Genomic DNA, 21,370 nt, shown 5'->3' on the forward strand with positions numbered 1-21,370 from the left:
CAATCCGATATGGTCAACAGCGCACGGCCGTACGCTGTTGACGGTGCGAGTCGCCTCAGCACAGGTTGTAGCCGACGAGCAAGCTCACTATCTTGTAGCGTAGCTTAGTGGCATAAGGGGTGTGGATCATTGAAGCAGGCGACGATCGTCGGGGCGGGAATCGTGGGTTTGGCCTGCGGGTGGCACCTGCAGGAGCGCGGATATGAGGTGCGGGTTATCGATCGCGGTTTAGATGTCGCGGCCGGTTCGAGCTGGGGCAATGCCGGTTGGCTCTCACCCGCCTTGGCGATTCCTCTGAACGAACCGTCCCTGGTCACCAGCGGCATTACGTCGCTCGCAAAGGCCGACTCTCCACTCTATGTTCCGGTTCGGTTCGACGTCGAGCTCTGGAGATTTCTGGCGCTGTTTGTCAGCCAATGTACCCGAACGGCCTTCGCTCAGATGATGGCAAAGCTCGCCGTCCTGAACGCCGGGGCGCTTGAGGCCTACGATGAACTGGGTGTATCGGTAGATGAACCGACGATCGCTGCGCCGATCCTCGCTGGCTTTCGCAACCGTGAGGAGGCACAAGGGTTGTTGGCCGAGTTCGAGTTCCTCCGTACGGCTGGTGGAACACTGGAGTACGACCTGCTGACCGGTGATGAGGCCCGCGAGCGTTCACGACTGCTTTCAGGGGCAATCGAGGTGGTGATCGACATCCACGATCAGCGCTATATCGATCCGAACGCCTACACTCACGCACTCGCTGAGGCGTTACGTACTCGGGGTGCCACCTTTGTCATGGGACAGGAGGTGACCGAGGTGGTTGGCGATTCCCGAGAGGTGCGGGTGCTCACTCAAGGTGGGGCCGAAGCGTTTCGCTCCAACGTTGCCGTCGTTGCGACCGGGGCTTGGGCAAACCGACTTGGGCGTCAACTTGGGGTTCGGATCCCGGTGCGTGCGGGCCGTGGCTACTCGATGGTCTGTGACACCGTAGAACCCCCGACGACGCCGATCTACTTTCCGGCCGCGCGCGTCGCGTGCACCCCGATCGATCAGGGGCTACGGGTCGCCGGAACCATGGAGTTTCGTGGTCCAGACGATCCACTCGATCCTCGGCGACTGGAGGCCATCGTGCGATCGAGTCGAGAACTGCTAGACGGCGTTGATTTTGACAACTCCCGTCACCGTTGGGTGGGCCCCCGGCCGGTGAGTGCGGATGGATTGCCCTTGATCGGGGTGACCGCTCAGCCAGGGGTTTACTTCGCCGCTGGACACGGGATGTGGGGGATTACCCAAGGCCCGTTCACTGGCCGACTGTTGGCTCAGGCGATCGATTCTGGTGAGGTTGGGCCCGAACTTCGTGCCTTCGACCCTCTGCGTTCGATGCAGCGACCGCAGGTACCGATGATCGCGAAGTGGCCAAGGCTCGGCTCAAAGTCGTAGGCCTGGCCGATGCGGGCAAAAAGCGCATCGAGTTCGGTTTGCGGGACCTCTCGAACCGCTCCACACTCCTGGCAATAGAGGTGATAGTGAGAGTTGTCGGCGAGATGATAGATTGCCTTTCCGTGACCCAAGTGGATGTGGACGATCACACCAGAGCTCTGGAGCGTATCCAGGGTTCGATACACGGTAGCCAGATGGACGGAGGGGTCCTGGGCCTGCACAGCGTTGGTGACCTCCTCGGCGGTCAGATGACCCCCCGCCTGTACGAGCGCGGTTACGATGTGACGACGTGGGCTAGTGATGCGATGTCCCGTAGCCGCCAGTTGGGCTAGGACCTCGTCGATGCGCTTATTCTCGAGGGAGGTCAAGCCGGTATCCAACACCGCGGATGGTGGTCAAAACGGTGGGGCGGTTCGGGTCTGGTTCGATCTTGTTCCTGAGTCGCTTGATGTGGACGTCGAGGGTCTTGGTGTCTCCGTAGTAGTCATGCCCCCATACTCGATCGACTAGGACGTCGCGGGTGAGCACCTTGCCGGGGTTGCGCAGGAACAAGATGAGGAGCTCGAACTCCTTGGGAGGCAGCTTGATCTCGTCATCGCCGACGACAACCTGATGTCGGTCGATGTAGGCGGTAATGCCTTGGAACCGGAGTACCTCCTCGTCGGTGCGAGGGCGCTCAGAACTCTCCGTTGTGCGACGCAACAGGGCACGAATCCGGGCGATGAGTTCGGCCATCCGAAAGGGTTTGGTAACGTAGTCATCGGCCCCGAGCTCGAGTCCCAAGACGGTGTCGAGTTCGGTGGAGCGGGCGGTGACAATGATGATCGGAACCTTTGACTCCTTGCGGATCTGGCGACACACGTCGAGGCCAGAGATCTTGGGCAACATGACGTCGAGCAAGATGCAGTCCGGTTGGGTCTCGTGGAACAGGTCGAGTGCGCGTTGTCCATCGGTGGCGACGATGGGCTCAAAGCCCTCCCGGCTCAACCCGAGGGTCATGGCATCGACGAAGCTCTCCTCGTCTTCGGCGATGAGGATACGCTCTTTGTCCGTGGTCATGAGCTAACCCGTGGAAGCGAGATCGTAAAGGTCGTTCCGACTCCTTCGGTGGAGGTGACGTCGATGGTGCCCTGATGGTTCTCTATCACATGTCTCACTATAGAGAGTCCGAGTCCCGTGCCACCCGTTGCTCGGGAGCGGTCGGCGTCAACGCGATAGAATCGTTCGAAGATGCGGGTCAGGTCCCGGGCTGGAATACCGATCCCGTGATCGGAGATGATGGCCTCGACCTTGGATTGGACAACCCTGATGGTGAGCTTAACCTCAGTCGATGGCTCAGAGTACTTGATGGCGTTGTCGACGAGGTTCGAGATCGCCGAGCTCAGTTGCCAACGATCGCCACTGACGAGGGGTTGCTCGGCGCTGAACTCGACCACCAGGTCGATGCCGCAGGCCTCAGCACCCAGGCGATAACGGTCGACGCATTCGGAGGCGACCTCATTGAGGTTGACCTCGTGGATCTGGTGGAGTTCGGTCTCTTCGAGCTTGGAGAGGTCCAACAGATCGGTGACGAGGCGTGCCAACCGATCGCCCTCGTCGAGGATACGCCGTGACAGCCTCAGCACCGTGGCCGGGTCGCTCTCCTGGCTCAAGGCATCGGCGAGCAGCACAATACCTCCAACCGGGGTTTTGAGCTCGTGTGAGACGTTGGCAACGAAGTCACGTCGTACCTCCTCCAATCGCTTTCGTTCGGTGATGTTTTCGACGGTGATGATGAAGGGAGGGTGCGGATCGCTGCCAAGTGGGGTGGTGACCAGCTGAAAGTAGCTCTTTGGAGGTCCGAATACCTCGAGGGTTTGGGTCCGGTAGAGCTCAAGACGAGCGTCGTGTTTGAGTGCCGAAATGGCGCGTTCCAGGAGGATTCGTTCGGCAAACCCGCCGGTCGGAATCTTGTCGGCGTAGTCTGAATAGACCGTTCGGTAGTCGGCGTCGACCAAGACCACACCGATGGAGAGGCTCGCGGCTGCTCGTTTCCATAGATCAACGATCTCGACGTATTCGCCCTCAGCATTTCCTACGGTTTGACGTTCCTCCACCACTTCATCCTAGGTCGGACGTCGAGCTGACGACGTAGGTTGGTTGGCTAAAAAGGAATTTACTAGAATGACATGAAAAATATTGTAAAGAGATGATATGCTAAGAATCTCCACGGAAGGAGCAACAGATGGCATGGATGCTTGGAAACGTAACGCTCACCCCCGATCCCTCGGCCCTACCTGGTGGATCGGTGATCCAACAGCTCGCCAATGGGATCGGGGGGTGGGCGCTGATTTTGGCCCTCATTGGTCTCATCATCGGCGCGGCGACCTGGGCGCTTGGTGCGCATAGCCAGAACTACCAACAGTCGTACTTTGGCCGCCGGGCCGTGCTCGCGGCAGGGGCAGCGGCCCTCATCATCGGTGCAGCCCCTGCCATCATCAACTTCTTCTTTCACCTTGGGCTTGGCGTGTGAGTCGAATGGTCGGATCGATCCTGGGCGGCCCCGTCGACGGGATCGCCCATGCCATCATCACCTACCTGATCGACGCGCTCGCCGGTTTTGCCGGCCACCTCTTCACCGGGGCGCTCAGTTGGTTCTTGGGCGAGATCGTGTCGTTGCTCGGAGCCGCTGATCGGCTCGACATCTCGGCATCGGCGATGCTGGGTGTCTATCGGGACCAGGTCGAGTTGCTCAGCCTTGTGCTGCTCCCGGCGCTTCTGATCGGGGTGATCATGGCGTTGTGGCGCCAAAGCATCGGTGGTCTCATCGAGCTGGTGGCACGCGTCCCGGTGGCTGTTTGTGCCGTTGTGCTCGCTCCGACGCTGACCAGTGATTTGGCCAACGTCGTGGACGCACTGGCTCGTGCGCCGCTCGGCGACCTTGGGGAGTTGCCGCGGCTCGCGCTGTTATTCTCGTGGGGGCGAGCCATCCCTGGGGTTGGCCCAATCGTGGCGGGTATCCTTGCTGGATTGGCCCTGATCGGTGCCGTAGCGCTCTTTCTCGAGCTGTTGATGCGTGACGCTGGGATCTATCTCACGCTAGCGCTGTTCCCGCTCGCGTCGCTTGGGATCGTGCTCTCGATCGGGCGTCACTGGTTTGCTAACGCCGTGCGATCGCTCTTTGGGTTGGTGATCGCCAAGCTGATCCTCGCGATCGGTGTGGGCCTTGGGGCATCGTTGCTGGTGGAGGCCACGAGTGCGTCGGCACCATCAAGGCTCTTCTCGTTGGCGTTGTCGGGGGTGGCACTGCTGTTGGTCGTCTGTTTCGCGCCGATCGCGATCTTGCGCTCGGTCGCCTTCTCCGAGGTCGTGGCCATGGAGGCGTTCTCGAGTGCGCGCTCGATGGCGATGGCGCGCCTTGGCGGGTTAGCTGATCAGGGGTACATGGCCCAAATGGTGCTCGCGGCTCCCTGGGCAAAGGAGCGAGCATCGACGCCCCCACAGTACCAGGGGCATCCGGTGCCCACTGCGATCGCCGAACTCGCCAAGCGGGACCCCTGGGTCGATGAGTTTCTCAACGGTTACAAGCGCAAAGGAGGAGGGAGTTGACACCACACCACACTGGTGAGGACCGAAGTGAGCTGGTCTACTTTGGGACGCCAGCCTCGGGCACGCGGATGCTGGGCCTCTCCATCGCCACCGTGGCAAAGATCGCCTCGGTGGTGTTGGGAGCGATGGCCGTTATCGGCCTTGCCAGCGGGGTTGCGCGCCTCGTGATTGGGATCGTGCTGCTTGTAGCGCTGCTCGCGTCACTCTGGGCGACGATGGTAGTACATGTGCACCCACTCGCGTGGGTCAAGATGTGGCTTAGCTCCCGATTGGCTCGGCGATCGCGGGGTGTGGTCTTAGAGGGGCAGCTCCTGATGAGCCGGGGTACGCGTCAGTTGGTCGGTGGACTCTATGTCCTGGGGGAGACGCCTACCTTGTCGCTGCGCGCGCAACGAGATGAGGCGAGCGCATGGTCCGAGCTCTTGAATGAGGCGTCCAATCGATTGATCAGCCATGGGGAAGTGGTCGTGCGTAGCGCTATTTTGCCCCAAACGCTCGTTGAGGACCTCAGGAGCTGTTCGGCAGCCTATCGTGCGCTCGCACTTGGAAGCTACCAGATCGCCACCACGATGTTGGTGGTGGCTCCCCCCGGAGCGCCGAGGGCGCGACGGGTCGCGATGGCGCGAGCGATCACAGGCTTGGCAGCGCTTGGGCACTCCGATCGTCTCACCCTCGTGGCGCCCGAGGTGCCGAGCCAGCTTATCGACGATGCCTGTGGCAATCTGAGCGCGGCCTTCTCGACCGATGGCACCACGATGGATGAGCGTGTTGACATGCTCATCGGTGCCGAGTTCGCGGCATCGATGCATGTGGTGACCGGTTGGCCCGGCCGTAGTATCGATCCACGGATGCTGCTGGCGCTCTTTGGGCCGGGACCTCCGAGCCGGGTGGTCTCGATCATCATCAGGCCGATCGAAACTGCTCGTGCCCAGCGACACGTGGCTCGGCATCGAACGGAGATGGTGGCCGACCGTCGGCTTCGCCGCGAGCGTGGGTATCTGGATCGAGCCCGAGACGACTATCGGGAGGCGACGGCCCAGACGCAAGAGGAGGATCTCTTGGCTGGTTATCGGCTCTGTCGTTATCAGCTCATCGTGGCACTGTTGGCGCCGAGTCCCAGTCAACTGGTGGCGAGCCGTACCGCGCTCGAAACGCTGGCCTCCAGCGCTCAGTTGCGGCTCAAAGTTGGCCTTGGCGAGCAACGCGCACTTTTCGAGCGGGCGTTGCTTGGAGTGAATGGATGGAGCTGAGCTATCAGGATACCACGCGAACGCTGGGTTGGTTGCCGCTGCTGGCGTCGAGTCCGCTTCCGCCGACGCGCGTTCGCCCGGTGGGCCCCTCTCAGCTCGGTGGGGTGCTGTGTTTCGATCCGTTTGAGCTCTATCGTGTCGGTTATCTCACCAGCCCCAACCTGTTGGTTTTGGGTGAGATCGGAAGGGGCAAGAGCGCCTTTGTGAAGACCCTGTTGGTGCGTGAGCCATCGGCAACCTCATCGATACTGATCCTTGACCCTAAGGGGGAGTACCAGTCGGCCGCCGAGGTGCTCGGAGCTCATCGGTTGACCCTGGCCGAAGGGACGGGACTCGACCCGTTTGCCGGCGTCGACGGCTCCAGGCGTATCCTTGGTGGGGTTATGGTGAGCCTGTTTCGGGTGCTCTATGATCGTTCGCCGTTGCCGCTCGAATATCGTCTCCTTCACGAGCTCGTCGACGCCTTGCTTGACGCACCAGCTTCCATCACCCTTGGCCGCCTCGTCGAGCTCGTCGAGGTCCATCGATCAGGTGCACACGTGGACCCGGAGAGCATCCGGCTTCGTCGCGAACTCCACGCTCAGCTCATGCGTCTCATCGACGGCGACCTCGCAGGGATCTTTGGTGTAACTGGTGCAGGGGTCGCCCTCGAGCGTCGGGTCGTCGTCGATCTACGATCGCTCGGGGATCGCCGACTCACCGGTTTTGCGATCAGCTGTCTCCTGAGGGCTCGCATCGCCCAGTTCGCCCGGTCCGAGGTCGGATCCGGCTTTGTGGTCATCGACGAGGCCTGGTCGGTGCTTCAACACAGCGACTCGGTGCGCGAGATGCGTGAGTTGTTCAAACTGGCACGAAGCTATGGAGCCTCGGTGATCGCGGTGACCCACCGTCTTTCTGATCTCGATGCCGAGTCTGCCGAGTTGGTCAAGGATGTCGAGACGAGAGTCATCTTTCGCCAGCCGAGGGAGGAGCTCGACCACATCGCCACGATGCTAGGGCTCCCCAGAGCGCTCACCGAGTGTATCGCGACCCTGGGTCGTGGAGAGGCGCTCTGGTCGATCGGCACGCATCAGTTCCTGGTGACCCACCGCCTCATCGACGGCGAGCATGAACTCGTCGACACCGATCGTGCAATGCGAGCCTGAGGTGGAGATTTTCGGTCTCATCGTCATCGCGGCGGTCCTCGTTACCCTCGGGCGATTCGAGCGCGCGGGTGCGAATCACCCGCGTGGACCTAACGCCCGGCCTCAACGAATCCGGACCGAGCCAAAGCTTCGGTTGCGCGTTGGCAGCCTGCAGCGGGTGCGGGGCCCACGCTTGCAGGTTCGCCTCTCCGAGAGGCGTCAGGTCAGCATCGATGATGAGCACTCGCTCTTGGTGGTCGGACCAACTCGCAGCGGCAAGACCACGCGGGTCGTGCTCCCGAACTTGTGCTCATTTCCAGGGTCGTTGGTGGCCACCTCGGTCAAGACTGATCTCCTCACCACGTCAGTGCTTGAGGCTCGCAAGCAACGAGGACGGGTGGTCATCATCGGCGATCGGGCACTCGCTACGCATCACTGGGATCTCGTCTGTGAGGCTGTTAACGAGCGAGCGGCACTGGCGATGGCACATGCGCTCGTCCTAGCCCAACCGGGCTTCGCCTTGACGAGTGGGGATACTCAATTCTGGTACCAACTCGCGGAGCCGATCGTCGCCGCGCTCTTGCGGTCGGCGGCGCTCACCGGCGCTGGGATGCTCGCGGGAATCGATGACCCAGGCGAACTCTATCGAAGCCTCGTCGCCCATGGCGAACAGCGGTTGGCCAATGGGGTGCTGGCTGCCTGTGGACTCGAGGAGCGCCAGCGTGACTCAGTGCTCCTGACGGCGCGCGGGTTGGTCAACCCGTTGGTCAACGTTGAGACAACTCTGCCACAGGTTCGCGTGTCCGAGCTCATCGATGGTCCACCGAGTGCAACCTTCCTAATAGCGAGTACCGCCGACCAGGAGCTTTTTTCGCTGCTGTTCGCCGTACTCTTGTCACGGATCGTTGCTGTTGCCCTTGAGCGGCGTCGTATGGAGCCGCTCCTTGTCTGCCTCGACGAGTTGGCGAACCTCGCCCCCATCCCCAATCTCGATCGGCTGGCCGCGGTTGGGGTGGGACAGGGTGTGCGACTGATCTCGATTGTCCAGGATCTTTCCCAGCTCGAGCACCGCTATGGGCGAGGTGCCAACTCGATCATCAACAACCATGCCAGCAAGCTCTTTCTCAGCTCAACGGCAGATCCCATCACCCGTGCCTACCTGCGCGATATCGCACCCGAGTCACTCGGGTCTCGTCAACCGCTGCTCATGGAGGGGTCGAGTTCAGTGAGCCGACTTTGGGTTCGCGGGCAAACGAGAACTTAGGTTGATCGATGCCGTGCCGATGGAACCACCATGGATGATCATGTAGCCAATGTGAGCGCTATCGAAGAGCTTCTCGATCAGCTCGATCATGAGTTGAGCGCGATGAGTGATTTGATGGAGCACAACGCCGATGAGGAGCTGGCCAATCGTGCACTAGAGCTTCAAGCCACCGTTGAACGCTTAGTCGGAGAGGTTGAGACGTTGCAGCCAGAGCCAGGGACCTATCGGAGCCGTTATCAACAGCTCGTGACAAAGGCGAATGTGGTGATGGTCGGCTGCTTTTGGCGGTCGATGGTCGTCGCCAATCTGATGCGCGATCTAGGGCTCGATATCGGTCTCTATCAAAGTGATGGTGATGTCGAGCTGCTCAAGCCCGAGTCAGTGAGTCACCGAGCATGAGTGGATCCCTCTCGATCGCCCTCTCCGGGCTCGACGCCGCCCAGACGGGCCTTGACACCGTCAGCGAGAACATCTCGAATGCCAACACCCCAGGCTATCTCAAGGAGACAGCCTCGCTTGTCAATCAGCAGATACCAGGGGATGCGATCGGCAACGGCGTGAGTGTCGCTGGAGTCCTCCAATCTACCAATAGCTTCAATCGCCAACTCGAGCTCTCGGCCAATGGATCCCAAAGCTATGCGAACCAACTGCAATCGCTCTTGACCAGTGCCCAGGCTTCGTTCAACGAGCCGAGCTCGAGCGGCATCGCTGAACAGCTCAACACGATGTACAACGACTTCTCGGCGTTGGCCGATTCGCCAACCCAACCTGCGAGTTATGCCCAGGTCGTGGCGTCGGCCCAAAACGTCACCACCGCCATCAACCAGGCGGCCCAGAACCTCACCGACGTCTATAACCAGGCGTCGAGCGCTGCCGGCACGCTGGTCACTACCATCAACTCACAGCTCAGCGAGGTCGCCTCCATCAACACCCAGCTGGCCTCGACGTCGTTGACACCAGGGGCATCCAACACCCTTGTTGATCAACAAAATGCGGTGATCGACCAACTGGCGAGCGAGTTAGGCGTTACCTCGATCCCTGGCAACGCCGGACAGACGACCCTGTTGATAGGGGGTGTGGCCCTTGTCCAAGGGGGGCAGGCATCGAGCATCGAGTTCACCCCGTCCACCAACCCAATCTCAACGTCTAGCTCCGCAGGGACCTTCACCCCCGCGCAGATCACCCTCACGTCGTCAGGAACCCAAGTCCCGGTCACCAGCGGCACGCTCGGTGCGACCTTGACGGTGCTGAATTCGAAGTTGCCGACCTACGGGGGTTATCTCAACTCGTTGGCGACCAACCTGGCTAGCAAGGTGAACACACAACTTGCAACAGGATACAACGCGAATAATAAAAGTGGTCCACCGCTGTTCGTCTCAGTGACCAACTCAAATCAGCCTACGGTCCCTTCCACTCCCATCGCAGTGAACGCCGCCACCATCACGGTCAACCAAGCCGTCGTCAGTGACCCCTCAGGAGAGATTGCGGCCTCATCCGCCGATCCTTACGCTCCCGGTGATGGCTCCAATGCCCAGGCGATAGCTAACCAACAGACCAGCACGACTGGTGTGATCGCCGACTGGGCGACATCGGTTGCCAACGTTGGTCTCGACGTCCAGAACGCGAGTGCGCTGGCGACGAATGCCACCAACACCTACAACCAGGCCTATAGTGCCGAGCAGTCGGTATCGGGCGTCTCGGTGAACTCACAACTCGTGAATATGGTCAACTATCAGCAGATGTATCAGGCTTCAGCCAAGGTGATCTCGACGGTTGCCGCAACCCTACAGTCGCTGATCCAAGATGTGTAACCAAAGGGAGGTCCGTTAATGTCGATGATCCCATCACAGATGAGCTTGAGCGCGCTCATGTCGAGCTCTCTCGATCAGTATCAGACGCAGTTGTCCCAGATGGAACAGACGCTCTCTACCGGCAACAACATCAACCAGCCCTCAGACAACCCCACCGGCGTGGCAAACCTCATCAACGTAAATGCATCGTTGTCGGCCTACAACCAGTACCAAAGCAATATCACTGCCGGTCAAACGGTCGCCTCGCTGGCCAATGCCTCGATGACCCAAGCGGTGAATATCGTTCAACAGATCTCAAGTGTTCTCATCCAAGCCGGTAACCCTGGGGTGACACCTTCAAACGCCAAAGGAATAGCGAGCCAAGTCCAGGGCCTAGAGACGTCCCTGCTCGGGGTTGCCAACACCACCTATCTTGGCCAGGCGATCTTCGCCGGCACCGCGGGCAAGACAGTTGCCTACACCGAGAGCGGCGGAGTGGTCACCTATCAAGGTAACACCACTGCACCGAGCGTTGCTGCCGCTCCTGGTGTCAACCTTGCGACCAGTATCGCGAATCCTTTTGATGCGCCATCATCAAATGGCACAGGCACAGGCACAGGCACAGACATCTTCGCCGCCATCAACAGTGCGATTTCGGACCTGAACAACGGTACCATCGGCGCGAACTTTCAAAGCGCACTCTCGGGTGTCCAAACGGCCCTGAGTGCCCTCGAGGACAAGGCTGCCCAGGCTGGGGTAAACGACGCACAGTTTCAGGTGATGAGCCAACAGGTCACCGGTGCGGTCACCCAGGCACAGAGCGAGGTTGGAACGATCCAAAACGCCAACGTTGCCCAACTCGCCACCCAATACCAACAAGAGCTTAACAACTATCAGGTGGCGCTCTATGCGACCTCACAGTTGAATCAGCCGACACTTGCTCACTATCTTTAGTGCGCCGTAGCAGACTTGGCCAGGCCTCGCTTGGTGCTGGCTTCACAGTTTGCGTTCGTGTGGTTGCTACCAGTCCGTAATCGTCCAGTTTCATCGTCAGTCCAGTTTTGAGGAGGACCAATGAGTCAAGTAACCGAGGATACAACCCGTACCCAGCGGGTTCTGAGTCTGCCGCTGAGCTTTCCCATCGGCTTGCCAGGGTTTGAGGGGCACCACAGCTTCGTGCTCGGAGCGCTCGGGCCGGCCTATGGCCCCTACCTCGGTCTGCGTTCCACACAGGAGGACGGGCCGAGCTTTGTGATCGTGCAGCCTAGCGAGCTCGGCATTGAGATGGCCGTCGATATCGATGACTTTCACCAGTCGCTGCTTAGCATCAAGGATGCCAGCGAGGTACTCGTCATGCTCATCGCAACCCTCGATGATGTCGGCGGCAACCCTACGGTGAACACGCAAGCACCGCTGGTGATCAACATCACCAACTGGAGGTGCGCTCAGATCCTCCAAGACAATCAGGCCTACAGCATGCACCAAGAAGTCGATATCCCACTTCGCGACAACGCTAGGATACCGGCCCAAGGCGAGGCTTGACGATGGGACAACGATGCCGACGAGCCCAAAGTTGTGGAGCCGTCAATCCTTATTGTTGGGCGACCGATGATCCTCTTGTGAGGTGGGATCAGTCGTTGGAGCCAGCTTTTCAGCTGACTGGGCGGCGCTACGGTTTGACGCCTGGAGCGCATCGAAGATCTCTTGCCGATGGACATCGACGTTTCGAGGAGCTTCGATGCCAACGCGAACCTGGTCGCGGTGAACATCTAAGATCGTGATCACGATATCGTTGCCGATCACGATACTCTGACTGGCCTTTCTGGTTAGAACCAGCACCGCGCCTCCTTGCGCCCGAAGGCGTCTGTCCTGGAGAACCTTCGATGAAGAAGGGTCCCCGCATTCCCGTCACTGCTACGGCTAGCTTATCACGCGCCACATCATCGACCCCTGAAATCCCCCGAAATTCCTTAGCAATCGTTGAACCGTCTGCGTGGTCGTTCCACTTGTTTGGGTGAGGATCGATCACGTGACGATACCGTCGCTCTCGAAGCAGCTAGCTATTCCACGGATGTTGACATAAAGATCGGGTGCGTGCGCGCCGAAGCTAGCGTGGGAAGAAAGGAAGGTCTGATGCCTCGGGACGAGCTGAGTGAGGAGCTACGCGAGTTCCTGATCGAATCCTTTGAAAATTTGGACCGCACCGAGCAGGACCTCGTAGGCATCGACGTCCGAGCCGACAATCACGAGGTGCTGGCAGCAACCTTTCGCACCCTTCACTCCATCAAAGGTGCCTGCGGATTTTTTGAGCTAGCGAACCTGACAACGTTGGCCCACGAAGGCGAGAGTCTATTGTCGGTGCTACGTGATGAACCAGCGCTGCTCAACGACGCGATCGTTCAAGTGCTACTCGATCTCATCGATGGGGTCCGCCGTTACCTGGGGATGATAGAGGCGACCGGCACCGATGGTGACAACCTCGAGACAGAACTCTGTGCATCACTGAGAGCCGTGCGCGAAGACCTGACGAACCCTGGCGGTAATGTCCAGCCAGCGAGAGGGCCGACAAATGTAACAGAGGAGGTTCAGCTCGCCCCGAATATCGTGGTCTTTGCACCCACTGGGGCCACAGCCGAATCGGCGCCACCCGAGCCCTCGGCCAGCGCTTTACACGTCAACCTCCTCGATCAGGCGATTCGTGTTGACGTATCACTCCTTGATCGTCTAGTCAACCTCGTCGGTGAGCTGGTGCTCGTGCGCAACCGTACTGTGCAGATCGATAGCGTGCTTGGTGATCAGGACCTCAGCGCTGCCGTGCAGCGGCTGAACCTGATCACTTCAGAGCTGCAGGAGCAGGTGATGCAGACGAGAATGCAGCCAATGGAGTCGCTTTTTGCCAAACTGCCCAGGCTGGTGCGCGATCTGGCGCGCTCGTTGGGCAAGGAGGTCCGACTCACGACCACCGGTGGCGATACCGAACTCGATCGCGGCATCCTCGAAGCCATTCGTGATCCACTGGTGCATCTGCTCCGCAACTCGGTCGACCACGGCATCGAAGAGGCCGAGGAGCGTCGCCGTCTTGGTAAAGACCCAACCGGACAGATTACGATCAGCGCAACCCACGAAGGTGGATCGGTGATCATCACCATGGTCGACGACGGCGCAGGCATCGACCCCACCGCCATCGGCGAACGAGCGCTAAGACTCGGACTGGTTTCGTCAGAGGCACTCGCTGCCCTGGGTGATCGAGAGAGGATCGAACTGATCTTTCTGCCAGGATTTTCGACCTCCGAAGAGGTCACCAGCGTCTCTGGACGAGGGGTGGGTATGGATGTCGTGCGCACCAACGTCGAGCGTGTGAGCGGCAGTATCGAGGTGACCTCGGAGTTTGGGAGGGGTACCACCATCGTTTTACGGATCCCGCTGACGCTGGCCATCATTCCCTCATTGATGCTTCTCGTCGCTGGCCAGCGGTTTGCGCTGCCACAACTCTCGGTGGTCGACCTATTGCGACTGGAGCGAGAGTCGATGGCTGATGAACTTGCCTTTGTCGGCGAGACGTTGTTCCTCCGACGTCATCACCAGCTCCTGCCGGTTGTCGATCTGGGGGCCTTGCTGGAGGTTGAAACCCGGCGGTCAAGGTCTGAGTTGGACCTGGTCACCATCGTGGTAGTGCAGATCAATGGTCGCGAGTTTGGTTTGTTGGTCGATCGTGTCGTCGATACCCAGGAGATCGTGGTTAAGCCGTTGGATAGCTTCATCCAGTCCGCTCAAGTCTACGCCGGGGCAACCATCCTCGGTGATGGCTCGGTGGCCATGATCCTCGATCTTGGAGGTATCGCCAGCCGTTCCCTGCTCGCGCTTGAGGAGATGACGATGGTCGACGAATCGATCGACGAGGGTCCAGCGGCCGATTCCGAGACGGTGCTGTTGGTCGATGGTGGCGATGCTGGGTTGGTGGCCATCCCCGTCTACGAGATCGAACGGATTGAAGAGATCGGTGCCGACGAGGTCCAACAACTTGCGGGTCGGCCCGTGGTTCCCTATCGTGACGATATCGTTGAGCTCGTCACCGTCTCCGAGTTGCTCGGTGGGTCAGGCGAGCTGTCGCGGGTGGGACCGCTTCGCTTCTTGGTGCCGAGTTTTGGTGTCACCAATCGGGTTGTTGTGATCTATGAGATCGTGGACATCACCATGATCGAGGGGCTCAGATCTGGATCCACCATACTCGGTGGCAAGATTGTCCAGGTGCTCTCCCTTGCGGAGCTTCTGGTAGCCGAGGTGGGAGGCGAGTGTGAGCGAGTCTGAACAGTTTTGCACCTTCTTGATTGGTGAATATCGGTGCGCGCTACCGGTGCAAAGCGTGCTTGAGGTTCTTGCCCAACAGCGGCTTGCCCCTATACCACTGGCTCCGCCGGTCGTTGCTGGTCTGTTGAATCTCCGTGGGCAGATTCTGACGGTACTCGACCTGCGCCGCATCATGATCGACCCAACCGAGTCGCTCGTACCAGAGCCCATGACGATCGTGTTAGATCGCCAAGGACAGCCGGTGGCGCTGTTGGTCGATGCGATCGGTGATGTCCTTCGCTGTGAGCGCGACCACCTGCTTGAGTCTCCCGAGACTATCGACCCCCGGTTGCGGGAGGTGACGATGGCGATCATTCACCAAGAGGATTTGATAACGTTAGTGCTCGATCCAGTGGCCATCATCCATGTCGGCGAGGACCTGTCGCGCTCGTTTGTCGCTGGTTGCGCCTGATGGTGAGGGTGCTCATCGCGGATGACTCGACGGTAATTCGCGCTCGGATCGCCTCGTGGATTGAGGAGGAGTCAGGTCTCGACCTCGTCGGTCAGGCGGAGAACGGGCTGCGCTGTCTCGAACTCTTTGGACGGCTTCAGCCGGATGTGGTCGTCCTCGACGTCGAGATGCCTGACCTTGATGGCCTCGCCACACTGCGCCGGATTCGCGCCAGCGACCCACAGGTGCCGGTGATCATGTTCTCAGCACTCACTGAATCAGGCAGTCGTACGACCGTGGCTGCGATGCTCGCTGGCGCTACCGACTGTGTTCCAAAGCCACGATCCCTCAGTGACGAGCAGGAGACACGACGCACGCTCGTGTCGCGCATCCGTTGCCTAACAGACCTTGATCCGCCACCAGCGATAAACCGCCAAGAGACGATCGTTGATCGTCTCGAAGAACCGCATGCTCGCGAATCTCCAGATCTGATCGCGGTCGCCTCCTCGACCGGAGGACCTGGTGCTCTCGGCGAGTTCTTGACGGCGCTTGGACACATTCGACAGCCGGTAGTGATTGTCCAGCACATGCAGGCGGGCTTTCTCAACCTGTTGGTCGACCAGCTGGCTCACATGCTCGCTGCTGACGTCGCTATTGGTCGCCACGGCGAGGTCCTTGGGCCGGAGGTAATCCGCTTTGCGCCTGAAGGCGTTCATCTTCAGGTCCACCCACATCCAAGGGGTTTTAGGCTCGACCACTGGAACGGCCCTATGGTCAACTCCTGTCGACCGGCCGCCGACGTTCTGTTCGCATCGGTCGCTGTCAGCGCACACCGACCGGTAGCGGTTGTGCTCTCCGGTATGGGGATCGATGGACTCGCCGGCGCCCAGCGAATTGTTGCCAGCGGAGGCATCGTGGCTGCACAAGACCGAGCGACCTCGGCGGTTTGGGGCATGCCTGGTGCCATCGTTGGGATAGGAATTGCCCGCTTGGTCGGGTCCCCGACTCGACTTGGCGGACGTGTTCGTATGTTGGCTGAGCCACAACGTCGGGTAAGTGTGAAGAGGGTATGATGCCGATTACCTCCGCAAGCTACGAGCTCCTCGCTGATTTCCTGAGGGCTGAGATAGGCCTGCAACTCGGAGATGGTCGACGCTATCTGGTTGAACATCGCCTCAACCCGCTGATCATTCGGTCGGGATGCGATGACCTTGAGGAGCTGGTGACTCGACTCGTGATGCGACACGATCCGGAGCTTGTCCAGGCCGTCATTGATGTGATGGTGACGTCTGAGACGTCATTCTTTCGCGAGCCAGCAACTTTTGATCTGTTGCGCACGCGGGTGATACCAAGACTGTTTGAACAGCGACAGGGCGGGGCGCTACGGATCTGGTCGGGAGCTGCCGCCTCTGGCCAGGAGGCCTATTCGATGGCGATGCTCTTGCTCGATCGTTTCCCTTCGCTCGCAAGGACTGCCCATATCTTGGCCACTGACGTCTCACTGAGAATGGTGCAACGGACGCGCCTGGGCTGGTATTCGGCGCTTGAGGTGGAACGTGGAATGCCACGTCCTCTTGTGCAGCGATTCTTGGCGCCTGAGCGTGATGGCTATCGCATCCGGCCAGAGCTTGCAGCACTCGTTAGTGCCAGGCAGATGAACTTGGCGAAGCCTTGGCAGATGCTCGGGACGTTTGACCTCGTGTTCCTTCGCAATGTTTTGATCTACTTCTCTCCTGAAATGAAGGCGCTGATCGCGAGCCAGCTGATCCATCATCTGAGCCCGGGGAGTGTGCTGGTGATGGCGCCCTCCGAGTCATTGCCTGACGCAAAGGGCTACTTTGTCCCGGTTGTGGCGACGGAGCCTCATGTCCTGCGTTTTAACGGTGGATGAGTATTCGTCAGTTGATCGCGACGGTCGATGCGGCCTAGGTTGTAGACACAGGGAATCGTTATCTGCGGCTCGCTATTGGTAATTTTGGACAAAGACGGCCATACTGTTTGTGGGAGGAATGTAAAACAGCCGTGGTGAAGTCCAACACTGTGCCGTTGTCACACAGCGCGTATCTCAGCATCCGCTCGGCGATCGTCTCACTTGCGATCGAGCCGGGTAGCTTCCTGCTGGATCGTGATATCGCTGATCTGGTTGGGGCCTCACGAACGCCGGTCCGCGAAGCACTGGCTCGGCTCGAGGTTGAGGGTTGGCTGGAGTCGGTTCCCCGGAAGGGCTACCGAGTGCGTATGATCGACTACGGTGAACTCCCTGAGGTGTCGGAGATGATTGCGAGTCTCGAGGCGGCCGCTGCCACTCGATTGGCAAAAGACCCTAACGCCGTGGTCTTCTCAGTACTGCGCGAGATCAATGAGCAGCTCGCCGTCGGCCTCGAGCGTGAGAATCCCGATCGGTTTATCCTCCTTGACGATCGTTTTCACCGTATTCTGCTCGGAGATGCCGCTCATTATCCCTTGAGTGGTGGTGTCTATTCGCTGCTCGTCGATCAGCTTCATCGGGCCAGGCTGCTGTTGCCGCCGACCCCGGCTGAACAGGACCATCACGTGAACGAGCATCGTCTGCTCATCCTCTCGATGGAGCTCGGTGACAGCCAGGCGGCCTCGCTGCTCTCGCGGAGTCATCGGATGCGTATTGTCGAACGCTTGAATTCGCTGACGGTGCAGGCCCACGAGGCCGACGAGACCTCACCAGCTAATGAGCTCGTGGTTCCACGACCCAAGGCTCGGATAAGTCTTCGTCGACTCCGCGAAACCCGCCACGAACCTTAAGACCTCCTTGGATGCTGCCGATATCGGCGGATGAAGGTGATTATGGAGGTGGCGTGATGAGGGTCTTGGTTGTTGATGACTCAAGAGCGATGCGGATGATCGTCGTGCGCCAGCTACGCCAGGCTGGCCTCGAGGATGCTGACTTTATCGAGGCACAGCATGGTCTCGAGGCGCTGGAGCGACTGAGCGAGGGCCATGTCGACCTGGTGCTCTCAGACTGGAACATGCCAGAGATGAACGGTCTCGAACTCCTTCGTGAGCTTCGCGCCCGGGACGAGCAGGTGCTCTTTGGCTTCGTTACCTCAGAAGGTACCCCCGACATGGTGCGCCTGGCCAGAGAATCCGGGGCATCGTTCCTCATCTCGAAACCCTTCACCCCCAACAACTTTCGAGACACCCTCGATGCGATTGGAGTGCAACTGTGAGACAGATGACAGCATGGTCGAGTGCACTGCTCGACGGGGTTCGTGCGCTTGAAGGCGGGATTCTTCCATCACTGGTCGACCAGCCGGTTCTCACTGAAGGCGGCATTCCTTCGAACCTGCCCGGAGCCTGGGTCGGGCTCGTCGGTGAGTATCGCTCGCTCCAGCTCGGGCTGGTGGCGGAGTTCGTCACGCTTGAACTCGTGACCGCCAATATGCTTGGGACCTCAGGGAATCTGACCGACATCGAGATTACCGATGCGATCACCGAGGTCGTCAACGTCATTGGCGGGGTAGCCAAACGACAAATAATCGAGATCGATCCAAGTCTGCGCTCAGGCCTGCCGATGTTTCTCTTTGGCCGGCTCAGGATGCCGACCGGCATGACGAGCGAGGCTTTTCGACTCAGGACCGCACTCGGTGAACTCCATCTCGTCTCCATCAGTGCCAGTGGTGCCGAGTCATGACCGTTGATCTGACACCACGTCTCTTGATGCCGAGCCTCGATCAGCTCGAGTCGGTGCTGTCAAACTTGATGAACACGAAGGTACTCGGTGATCGTCTTCGCAAAGGTGCCCCCATGCCCGATCTCTTCCTTGCTGGACTCTATCACGATCAAGACGATCTGCTTCGTGCCGTCATCCGAGTGGACTTCGCCTTTGCCCTCGACTGTGGCGCTCGTCTGTCGATGATCCCGGTTGGCGTGATCGCCGAGGCTAGAGCTGCGGGCCAACTGACCGAGGCGATGGCGGCGAACGTCTACGAGATCCTTAATATCTTTGGACTGCTCTTCAATGAGCAACGGCCTGGGGCTCCTAGGGTTCGGTTGGTAGAGGTCGTCGACATCAATGCCCTTCCCGAGCAAGCTCAAGAGTTGCTTGCCAACCCAAAGGTACACGGGGTCGATGCTACGATCACGTGGGCCAAGGAGGAGGCAACCGGCTTCGTATCGGTGCGAGTCCTAACGGATGCTCCAAGCGAGTGAGTCAAGCCATTGACCCGGTCGTGGGACGGGTCGAATGCCATTGACCCGGTCGTGGGACGGGTCGAATGCCATTGACCCGGTCGTGGGACGGGTCGAATGTCATTGACCCGGTCGATCGTTTTCAATCGTGTACCGACACGATCGACAATGATAGTTGATGCCAGCTCCTCGATGACGACGTGGGTTCTGTCGAGCGATTGATGGTCGAAGCAGCACATGGGACGGCGATCTTGTGACACGATCCGTATCGATGTCACGTGGTGGCGCCACGGTGAGGTGACGTTAGTCAATGGGAATGAGTCCAGATGGTGTTGAACCAGTGGTGCGTTCGGGTGAGGCTGGTTAGCTCGTTGGGTTCTGACGTCGCTGCAGCAAGGACGCAACCACGGTGAGTTCCACGGGGCTTGCGTCTTGATAGGCCCCGACACCTCCCTGGCCGAGCACCTCGAGTCCGTGGGCGGCGTCGTAGATGAGCGCGGTTTGCGCATCGATCTCGACCATCACCGTTGGCGTGTGCACCAGGTGGATCGTGCGTTCGCGAATCGCCTGGGAGCGTTGATCGGCGTGAGGCAAGACGGCGAGGTGTTCGATCACCCCGAGGCCAATCGTGAGTGCGCCGCCACGAGGGTCGATCATCGGGTCCCCGAGCACCATCGCTGACGCCGAGGAGGCGACGATGGTCGTCCCGTTGGCCCAGGCACTCGAGATCGCGTTGAGCGCTGGAGTGTCGCTGAGCACAGACCGAAGATGTAGGGGTGAGCCACCGATGCAGTAGAGAAACTTTGCGTTGGCTATCTGGTTGACGATTGCGTCGTTGTGGGCATCCGATCGAGAGTAGAGCTCGATGACCTCGACCTCAACACCGAGGCCTGTCAGATAGCTCGTACCGTTCGCGATTGCGTGCTCGGGCCGCTCGTAGGTGGCCGCAGTTGGGAGCAGAGTGACTCGTCGAGCCCCGCTACGTGCGAGAAGCTCGGTATCAAAGGAGCAGTGCGGGCCAAATTCATCGCCTCCGATGAGTGCAAGCGTGCCGTAGCGGTCAGAGTTGTTCATCGTTAGCCAAGCATAGCCAGCGAGATGATGACGGTTCGCAGCGGTCTTTGGCATCGAGGGAAGCCGGTACGCTTTGGGTGTGGTTTCGCGAATCGGTGTGGTTGGTGGGGGGACGATGGCAGCTGGCATCGTTGAGGCGTGTGCGCTAGCGGGTTTTGACGTCATCGTGAGAACGCGTTCGGAGGCGGCGAGTCGAGCGCTCAAGGTGGCATTCGATCGACAGTTGCGACGTCGACTCACGCGCGACGAAATCGACGAAGATCGGCTCGAGGAGGCGGTATCGCTGGTGCACATCACGACTGAGCTTGATGAGCTCTACGATCGCCACCTGGTGATTGAGTCGGTCGTTGAGGATATCGATGTCAAGCGGCACCTGTTCGATCAGCTCGATCGAATCCTCATCGAAGGAGCGCTCATCGCCACGAACACCTCGACCTTGCCGGTGATGGCCCTGGCGGCGAGTACCAGGCGCCCCGAATTAGTGCTTGGACTGCACTTCTTCAACCCGGTAGCGAGTTTGCGCCTCGTCGAGGTCGTCCGGTCGCTGGTGGTCGCACCCGAGGTGGTCGCTACCGGCGTTGAGGTTGTCCGCGCCTTGGGCAAGGAGCCGGTTGTGGTCAATGACGAGGCCGGATTTGTGGTCAACGCCTTGCTCTTCCCCTATCTCAACACCGCCGTCCGGCTGCTTGAGCGCGGCGTTGCTGCCAAAGAGGACATCGATCGAGCGATGCAGCTGGGTTGCAACTATCCGATGGGCCCTCTTGCACTTCTCGACCTGGTTGGCCTCGACGTGGCGGTCGCTATTCTTGAGCGTCTGTACGAGGAGACTGGAGATCCGGCCATGTTGGCCGCCCCTACCCTGCGTCGCATGCGTGAGGCGGGTCAGCTTGGGCGCAAGTCGGGTCGGGGGTTTTACGACTACGGATCACGTGCCTAACGACCAAGAAGGAGTC

General features: G+C 59.8%; 24 protein-coding genes. 20 read left to right on the forward strand and 4 right to left on the reverse strand.

What is annotated here, in order from left to right:
* Positions 1-129 precede the first annotated feature (129 nt).
* Both MP439_04660 and MP439_04665 read left to right on the forward strand, forming a co-directional pair.
* Positions 130-1,425, forward strand: coding sequence for an FAD-binding oxidoreductase (locus tag MP439_04660; protein ID MCI2975352.1), 1,296 nt, complete (start codon positions 130-132; stop codon positions 1,423-1,425).
* Positions 1,398-1,757: a hypothetical protein gene (locus tag MP439_04665; GenBank protein ID MCI2975353.1), complete on the forward strand. Its 360-nt coding sequence runs from the start codon at positions 1,398-1,400 to the stop codon at positions 1,755-1,757. The genes MP439_04660 and MP439_04665 overlap by 28 nt, the downstream gene beginning before the upstream one ends.
* Positions 1,758-1,773: 16 nt before the next feature.
* Here the strand turns inward: MP439_04665 and MP439_04670 are convergent, their stop codons facing one another.
* Both MP439_04670 and MP439_04675 read right to left on the reverse strand, forming a co-directional pair.
* Positions 1,774-2,484, reverse strand: a complete 711-nt coding sequence (locus MP439_04670) for a response regulator transcription factor (protein MCI2975354.1) — start codon at positions 2,482-2,484, stop codon at positions 1,774-1,776.
* Positions 2,481-3,521, reverse strand: a complete 1,041-nt coding sequence (locus MP439_04675) for an ATP-binding protein (protein ID MCI2975355.1) — start codon at positions 3,519-3,521, stop codon at positions 2,481-2,483. Before MP439_04675 ends, MP439_04670 begins: the two co-directional genes overlap by 4 nt.
* A gap of 128 nt (positions 3,522-3,649) precedes the next feature.
* On the opposite strand from MP439_04675, the gene MP439_04680 reads away from it, so the two are divergent.
* From MP439_04680 to MP439_04720, 9 genes are all read left to right on the forward strand, one after another.
* On the forward strand, positions 3,650-3,937 hold the full coding sequence (locus MP439_04680; GenBank protein MCI2975356.1) for a DUF6112 family protein: 288 nt from the start codon (positions 3,650-3,652) through the stop codon (positions 3,935-3,937).
* Positions 3,934-5,013: a hypothetical protein gene (locus tag MP439_04685; GenBank protein MCI2975357.1), complete on the forward strand. Its 1,080-nt coding sequence runs from the start codon at positions 3,934-3,936 to the stop codon at positions 5,011-5,013. The genes MP439_04680 and MP439_04685 overlap by 4 nt, the downstream gene beginning before the upstream one ends.
* The gene (locus tag MP439_04690; protein ID MCI2975358.1) at positions 5,010-6,263 is read left to right on the forward strand and encodes a hypothetical protein; all 1,254 of its coding nucleotides are present in this window, start codon (positions 5,010-5,012) and stop codon (positions 6,261-6,263) included. Before MP439_04685 ends, MP439_04690 begins: the two co-directional genes overlap by 4 nt.
* Positions 6,254-7,408 (forward strand): ATP-binding protein, encoded by a 1,155-nt coding sequence (locus tag MP439_04695; GenBank protein ID MCI2975359.1) that lies wholly within the window; start codon positions 6,254-6,256, stop codon positions 7,406-7,408. Before MP439_04690 ends, MP439_04695 begins: the two co-directional genes overlap by 10 nt.
* Before the next feature lies 1 nt (position 7,409).
* Positions 7,410-8,651, forward strand: a complete 1,242-nt coding sequence (locus tag MP439_04700; GenBank protein MCI2975360.1) for a type IV secretory system conjugative DNA transfer family protein — start codon at positions 7,410-7,412, stop codon at positions 8,649-8,651.
* 30 nt (positions 8,652-8,681) lie between these two features.
* A complete protein-coding gene (locus MP439_04705) occupies positions 8,682-9,050 on the forward strand; it encodes a hypothetical protein (protein ID MCI2975361.1) in 369 nt (122 codons plus the stop codon).
* On the forward strand, positions 9,047-10,462 hold the full coding sequence (flgK, locus tag MP439_04710) for a flagellar hook-associated protein FlgK (GenBank protein MCI2975362.1): 1,416 nt from the start codon (positions 9,047-9,049) through the stop codon (positions 10,460-10,462). The genes MP439_04705 and flgK overlap by 4 nt, the downstream gene beginning before the upstream one ends.
* An 18-nt stretch (positions 10,463-10,480) precedes the next feature.
* On the forward strand, positions 10,481-11,395 hold the full coding sequence (locus MP439_04715) for a hypothetical protein (protein ID MCI2975363.1): 915 nt from the start codon (positions 10,481-10,483) through the stop codon (positions 11,393-11,395).
* Positions 11,396-11,515: 120 nt separating this feature from the next.
* A complete protein-coding gene (locus MP439_04720) occupies positions 11,516-11,983 on the forward strand; it encodes a flagellar assembly protein FliW (GenBank protein MCI2975364.1) in 468 nt (155 codons plus the stop codon).
* 42 nt (positions 11,984-12,025) lie between these two features.
* On the opposite strand, the gene csrA is transcribed toward MP439_04720, so the two are convergent.
* On the reverse strand, positions 12,026-12,280 hold the full coding sequence (gene csrA, locus MP439_04725) for a carbon storage regulator CsrA (protein ID MCI2975365.1): 255 nt from the start codon (positions 12,278-12,280) through the stop codon (positions 12,026-12,028).
* A gap of 294 nt (positions 12,281-12,574) precedes the next feature.
* Here csrA and MP439_04730 point away from each other — a divergent pair, with 294 nt between their 5' ends.
* The 8 genes from MP439_04730 to MP439_04765 all read left to right on the forward strand — a co-directional run bounded on the left by MP439_04730 (position 12,575) and on the right by MP439_04765 (position 19,364).
* Entirely contained in the window at positions 12,575-14,749 is a 2,175-nt protein-coding gene (locus tag MP439_04730) for a chemotaxis protein CheA (GenBank protein ID MCI2975366.1), read from the forward strand.
* On the forward strand, positions 14,736-15,200 hold the full coding sequence (locus MP439_04735; protein ID MCI2975367.1) for a chemotaxis protein CheW: 465 nt from the start codon (positions 14,736-14,738) through the stop codon (positions 15,198-15,200). Before MP439_04730 ends, MP439_04735 begins: the two co-directional genes overlap by 14 nt.
* Positions 15,200-16,252: a response regulator gene (locus tag MP439_04740; GenBank protein ID MCI2975368.1), complete on the forward strand. Its 1,053-nt coding sequence runs from the start codon at positions 15,200-15,202 to the stop codon at positions 16,250-16,252. The genes MP439_04735 and MP439_04740 overlap by 1 nt, the downstream gene beginning before the upstream one ends.
* The gene (locus MP439_04745; protein ID MCI2975369.1) at positions 16,252-17,070 is read left to right on the forward strand and encodes a protein-glutamate O-methyltransferase CheR; all 819 of its coding nucleotides are present in this window, start codon (positions 16,252-16,254) and stop codon (positions 17,068-17,070) included. Before MP439_04740 ends, MP439_04745 begins: the two co-directional genes overlap by 1 nt.
* Positions 17,071-17,204: 134 nt before the next feature.
* The gene (locus tag MP439_04750) at positions 17,205-17,957 is read left to right on the forward strand and encodes a GntR family transcriptional regulator (GenBank protein MCI2975370.1); all 753 of its coding nucleotides are present in this window, start codon (positions 17,205-17,207) and stop codon (positions 17,955-17,957) included.
* 56 nt (positions 17,958-18,013) lie between these two features.
* Positions 18,014-18,382: a response regulator gene (locus tag MP439_04755; protein MCI2975371.1), complete on the forward strand. Its 369-nt coding sequence runs from the start codon at positions 18,014-18,016 to the stop codon at positions 18,380-18,382.
* 5 nt (positions 18,383-18,387) lie between these two features.
* Positions 18,388-18,846, forward strand: coding sequence for a chemotaxis protein CheX (locus MP439_04760; protein MCI2975372.1), 459 nt, complete (start codon positions 18,388-18,390; stop codon positions 18,844-18,846).
* Complete coding sequence (locus MP439_04765) at positions 18,843-19,364, forward strand: hypothetical protein (protein ID MCI2975373.1); 522 nt, start codon at positions 18,843-18,845, stop codon at positions 19,362-19,364. The genes MP439_04760 and MP439_04765 overlap by 4 nt, the downstream gene beginning before the upstream one ends.
* Positions 19,365-19,706: 342 nt before the next feature.
* On the opposite strand, the gene MP439_04770 is transcribed toward MP439_04765, so the two are convergent.
* The gene (locus MP439_04770) at positions 19,707-20,417 is read right to left on the reverse strand and encodes a Type 1 glutamine amidotransferase-like domain-containing protein (protein ID MCI2975374.1); all 711 of its coding nucleotides are present in this window, start codon (positions 20,415-20,417) and stop codon (positions 19,707-19,709) included.
* 79 nt (positions 20,418-20,496) lie between these two features.
* Here MP439_04770 and MP439_04775 point away from each other — a divergent pair, with 79 nt between their 5' ends.
* Entirely contained in the window at positions 20,497-21,354 is an 858-nt protein-coding gene (locus MP439_04775) for a 3-hydroxybutyryl-CoA dehydrogenase (GenBank protein MCI2975375.1), read from the forward strand.
* The last annotated feature ends 16 nt before the right edge of the window (positions 21,355-21,370 follow it).

The organism is Ferrimicrobium sp. (assembly GCA_022690815.1).
Classification (GTDB): Bacteria; Actinomycetota; Acidimicrobiia; order Acidimicrobiales; family Acidimicrobiaceae; genus Ferrimicrobium.

What these genes read in the sequence shown, in the direction of transcription:
- MP439_04760 (MCI2975372.1), top strand. Translation starts at nt 18,388, where the DNA reads ATGACAGCATGGTCGAGTGCACTGCTCGACGGGGTTCGTGCGCTTGAA.
- MP439_04730 (MCI2975366.1), top strand. Translation starts at nt 12,575, where the DNA reads ATGCCTCGGGACGAGCTGAGTGAGGAGCTACGCGAGTTCCTGATCGAA.
- MP439_04740 (MCI2975368.1), top strand. Translation starts at nt 15,200, where the DNA reads ATGGTGAGGGTGCTCATCGCGGATGACTCGACGGTAATTCGCGCTCGG.
- MP439_04720 (MCI2975364.1), top strand. Translation starts at nt 11,516, where the DNA reads ATGAGTCAAGTAACCGAGGATACAACCCGTACCCAGCGGGTTCTGAGT.
- MP439_04670 (MCI2975354.1), bottom strand. Translation starts at nt 2,484, where the DNA reads ATGACCACGGACAAAGAGCGTATCCTCATCGCCGAAGACGAGGAGAGC.
- MP439_04680 (MCI2975356.1), top strand. Translation starts at nt 3,650, where the DNA reads ATGGCATGGATGCTTGGAAACGTAACGCTCACCCCCGATCCCTCGGCC.
- MP439_04755 (MCI2975371.1), top strand. Translation starts at nt 18,014, where the DNA reads ATGAGGGTCTTGGTTGTTGATGACTCAAGAGCGATGCGGATGATCGTC.
- MP439_04705 (MCI2975361.1), top strand. Translation starts at nt 8,682, where the DNA reads ATGGATGATCATGTAGCCAATGTGAGCGCTATCGAAGAGCTTCTCGAT.
- flgK (MCI2975362.1), top strand. Translation starts at nt 9,047, where the DNA reads ATGAGTGGATCCCTCTCGATCGCCCTCTCCGGGCTCGACGCCGCCCAG.
- MP439_04765 (MCI2975373.1), top strand. Translation starts at nt 18,843, where the DNA reads ATGACCGTTGATCTGACACCACGTCTCTTGATGCCGAGCCTCGATCAG.
- MP439_04715 (MCI2975363.1), top strand. Translation starts at nt 10,481, where the DNA reads ATGTCGATGATCCCATCACAGATGAGCTTGAGCGCGCTCATGTCGAGC.
- MP439_04770 (MCI2975374.1), bottom strand. Translation starts at nt 20,417, where the DNA reads ATGAACAACTCTGACCGCTACGGCACGCTTGCACTCATCGGAGGCGAT.
- MP439_04745 (MCI2975369.1), top strand. Translation starts at nt 16,252, where the DNA reads ATGCCGATTACCTCCGCAAGCTACGAGCTCCTCGCTGATTTCCTGAGG.
- MP439_04695 (MCI2975359.1), top strand. Translation starts at nt 6,254, where the DNA reads ATGGAGCTGAGCTATCAGGATACCACGCGAACGCTGGGTTGGTTGCCG.